4 protein-coding genes are annotated in these 3,449 nt (G+C 47.9%); all 4 read right to left on the bottom strand.

Annotation, left to right across the window (positions count from 1 at the left end; all coding sequences use genetic code 11):
* On the bottom strand, nucleotides 1-616 hold a 616-nt coding region (locus NG796_RS26190), incomplete at its 3' end, for a CAP domain-containing protein (protein ID WP_261210445.1).
* 149 nt (nucleotides 617-765) lie between these two features.
* On the bottom strand, nucleotides 766-2,613 hold the full coding sequence (locus tag NG796_RS26185; RefSeq protein ID WP_261210443.1) for a 3'-5' exonuclease: 1,848 nt from the start codon (nucleotides 2,611-2,613) through the stop codon (nucleotides 766-768).
* Between the two features lie 334 nt (nucleotides 2,614-2,947).
* Nucleotides 2,948-3,130: a hypothetical protein gene (locus NG796_RS26180; protein WP_261210441.1), complete on the bottom strand. Its 183-nt coding sequence runs from the start codon at nucleotides 3,128-3,130 to the stop codon at nucleotides 2,948-2,950.
* Nucleotides 3,127-3,449: DUF1993 domain-containing protein (locus tag NG796_RS26175; protein ID WP_261210439.1), on the bottom strand; the 323-nt coding region annotated here is incomplete at its 5' end. The genes NG796_RS26175 and NG796_RS26180, both read right to left, overlap by 4 nt.

Below are 3,449 nucleotides of genomic sequence, written 5' to 3'. Positions count from 1 at the left end.
CCCTTCCACTTCCAGTGAGCCTTCTGTTATGGTTTCCCATCTCAGGGAGTAGGGTCAAAAATGAGCGAACCGTAAGTAACAAGTTGGCACGGTGACCGGGGCTGTACATCCAGCCTTTCTGGAAATCTTCAATCAATCTGTAGCTTAAAATAATATCAACAGAACTAGATTGTTTCATTATGTTTTCACCCGCCCCGCCTTTTCCTCCAACTTCGATTAAGCGGTGGGTTGGTGTTTTGCCTTCGGGACTATAATGCGAGAAATAGTTGCGAATGAACATATCTTGAGCGTGGATTTGAGCGGCTTGGGAGAGTAACGGATCCGCGACGAGCGGGGGCAATCCATTGACTTGCCGATCGCGGTTGACCAGTTGCAGCGCCAGGTCTCTGGACTGCATCAGGGTTCGGGACTGGTACGCATCGAAGGGGCTAAGTTGAGACTTGCCAATTTTCCAGTCATACCCGCCGGGTCCATTGTCTAAATAAACAAAGTCTTTGACCTGCACTAAAAAAATGCTGACAAACAACAGCCCAACCGCCAAATGCTTGTTGTTGTAACTTTTCTTGGGATGGATTGTTGGCTTATATTTGTTCCGTCTTTTGAATCCAAATTTCATCGTGGTCAATTCCCCTGAATCAAAAAGAGATGGCTAGAATATCTGGAAAAAAGCTGGCCTAGTTTAGTCTAAATTGTCTCACTGCTCCATGAGACAAAACTACTTCAAACTCTGGCTATTTTTACTCGCTTATTCAACTTCAAACCTCGTTACGCCACATCTAAACATTCACAAGTTTGCAAATCTTGCAGGAAATCGAAATATCCTGACCCAAACAGGTGCAGAAGGTCTTGAGCGCGAGTCATGGCAACATAAAGTTCCCGCTTGGCCTCAACCGGATTTTTTCCCACGCCAAACTGTTGAACCCAAAGCACAATCACGACCTTGAACTCTAGCCCTAGGGCAGACTTGACCGTGACAATCCGCACTCCCCGTTGAGCGGCGCTGTAGTGTCGTTTTTCATCGTCGCCTTTCGTAATCCAGCAAGATCCGAGTTCTGAGGCTTGCAATTGTTGGGTCAGGTAAGTAAACGAGTCCTGCTCATTGTGGCCCAAGTAGCGATAGATAATGGCAATATCTTCGGGCTGATAACCTTGGGCGATTAGCTGCTGAGTTTGTGAGAGTACCCCTTCAACTTCTGCCTGCCGGTTGTCCATCAGATGCAGTATGGGGCGTTCTCCGCTTCGGAGTGCAGCCTTCGGTTCGACTATCGGAAAAGTCTCGTCATCGTCCTGTTCGCACAACGATTGAATCATCTCCCAGGCAGCGGATAAAATCTGCTCGGTGTTGCGATAGTTTTGGTTGAGTTTCCGCATCCGACCTTGGGCGTTGATACCGACAGATTTCCAGGTGAATTTTTGCCTGTTGTAGAAACTTTGGGAGCGGTCAGAAACGATGAGCAAGTCGCCATTTTCTGGGTCTTTGAGGGCGAGTCGGCAAGCCGGAAACCACGAGGGGGAGAACGTATGGGCTTCATCAATCAGCACCGCGTCCCATTTATTTTCGAGTGGCATTTGTTCTAAAATATTGACGAGCCGCTCACCGAGCAAATCATCATAGTTCTCCTTATAAACCTGGGGATTGGGTAGCCCGCCGAGAATCGACTTGGCCCATTCATGAAAGTGCATCACCTCGATGCGTTCGCGGTAGGTTGGGTTGTCATCCTGTTCGATGAGCGATCGCAACCAAGAAGCGAGAGTCATGTTGAAACACAGCAGCAGCACCCGTTTCTCGAACAACTCACTGGCAACAATTTTGGCCCGACTCAGCAGAATCAACGTCTTGCCCGACCCGGCAACCCCAGAAAATAAACGATGCCCGGATTGTAGCGAAAAGGCCAATTGTTCTTGTTTATGGTCGAGGGTGCGGATGAGCTTGGCGTTAGGGGAAACCTGTTGTCCTACGGGAACGCTGGTGGGTTTGGCGGGTTCTTCTCGGATTTTGGCTTCGGGGTGAATGATGCCGCGAATGGTGCTAATCTGGTCTTCTTCTAGTCCTAAAAACTTGAACCGATGGGTGAAGAACTGCTCTAGGCGCTTGATGAGTCCACGCTCTCCTAACTCTTCCCACTCTAGCAACTCATCACGATAGCAAACCTGGGGTTTCTCTAATAGGGGATACAGATTAGACTCGCGCGCTTCGGCTTCGGTCATTCCGGTCATGATGGCCCCCACACCGAGGGGAAATGCCAACTTGCCTTGATGTTGGCCGTCATTGTGGCAGAGAATCGAATATCCCTTGAATTGATGTAGCAACGCATCCAGGTAGCCTTTACCTTGTCTAAGTGGAGACTGACAGCTTTCAATTTGCTCCCCTTGGTTGATGCAAAAAAACTGGTTGTCTGCGCTTTCTATCTGCTTGGCACTCCAGCCTTTCACTTCGAGGATTAGCACCCCAAACGTCGGACCGACCACCACAAAATCGGGATATAGGCCATTCACGCTCGGCTCGTAGTAGACTAAGAAATCATCGGGCAACTCATCTCGCAATAGCTTGAAAACTTTTTTCTCGCCCTGACTTGCCTTCGCCGGAACAGCATCGGGAACAATCGCAGCCATGACACCCTCCTCTAACTGGCTCAATGCTTGCAGCGCCGTCGCCACACCACAACCTGAATTTATTTGTAAGCTGATAATTGCCTCGAAATGGATGAGGCAAAAATAACTTAATTTGTCATTATTAAACTCTATTAGCTGACCATTGGTGTCTGTTTTGTGTATAACTTTATGAATCGTAATCTATTAATTTGTAGTACCAAAAATTGGAACAAAACAGGCACGATTTTGTCAACTGGTAAAATTACGGAATTTTTCAGTCAGTTTCAGGCAATCAACGAAAATTCCTGGGTGATGCAATTTTAGAGTGAACCGACCCACCACGACTCCCAGAAACCTAAATGCAAACTTCCCACCGAGTACGGTAAGCACCAGCTATGCCGTAGGCGATCGCATCGAACTCATCCCCAAAGTGTGCCCTGGGTCCGTTGAGAATTCCTGCCGGTGCAGATACGGACAAGTCAAAAAAAGCGATCGCCAGTTCCACAGTTCCACAGAAGCCCAACTCATAAGGCTTCATGTTTTCTGAACGAATGGAACTAAGTGCATCATGTAATCTTGCTTGCCAATGGGTACGCCAGCCATGCGGAGGATATCGTAAGCCGTAACCAGATGGAAATAGAAGTTAGGAATTAGAAAACTGTTGACATAGGCGTGACCCAACATTTCGAGGTAACGACCCTGGCTAAGGTCGATGCGGGTCAACTCATTGAGCTTTTCATCTTCAGTGTGAATGGTTGAAAGCAGTTGTTGGGTATTCGTGATATGTTCGTAGGCTGCCACGAGAGAGGTAACTTTTGGATCGAGATTATCCCTCGGTTTGCCACTACACCATAAAG

This window comes from Laspinema sp. D2d (assembly GCF_025370755.1).
GTDB lineage: Bacteria > Cyanobacteriota > Cyanobacteriia > Cyanobacteriales > Laspinemataceae > Laspinema.
Note: the sequence above shows the minus strand (reverse complement) of the source record. Positions and strands in the feature narration are given on the sequence as shown.

Bases quoted from the DNA above. Each gene is read 5' to 3' on its own strand.
- NG796_RS26185 (WP_261210443.1), bottom strand. From the start codon at position 2,613: ATGGCTGCGATTGTTCCCGATGCTGTTCCGGCGAAGGCAAGTCAGGGC.
- NG796_RS26180 (WP_261210441.1), bottom strand. From the start codon at position 3,130: ATGAAGCCTTATGAGTTGGGCTTCTGTGGAACTGTGGAACTGGCGATC.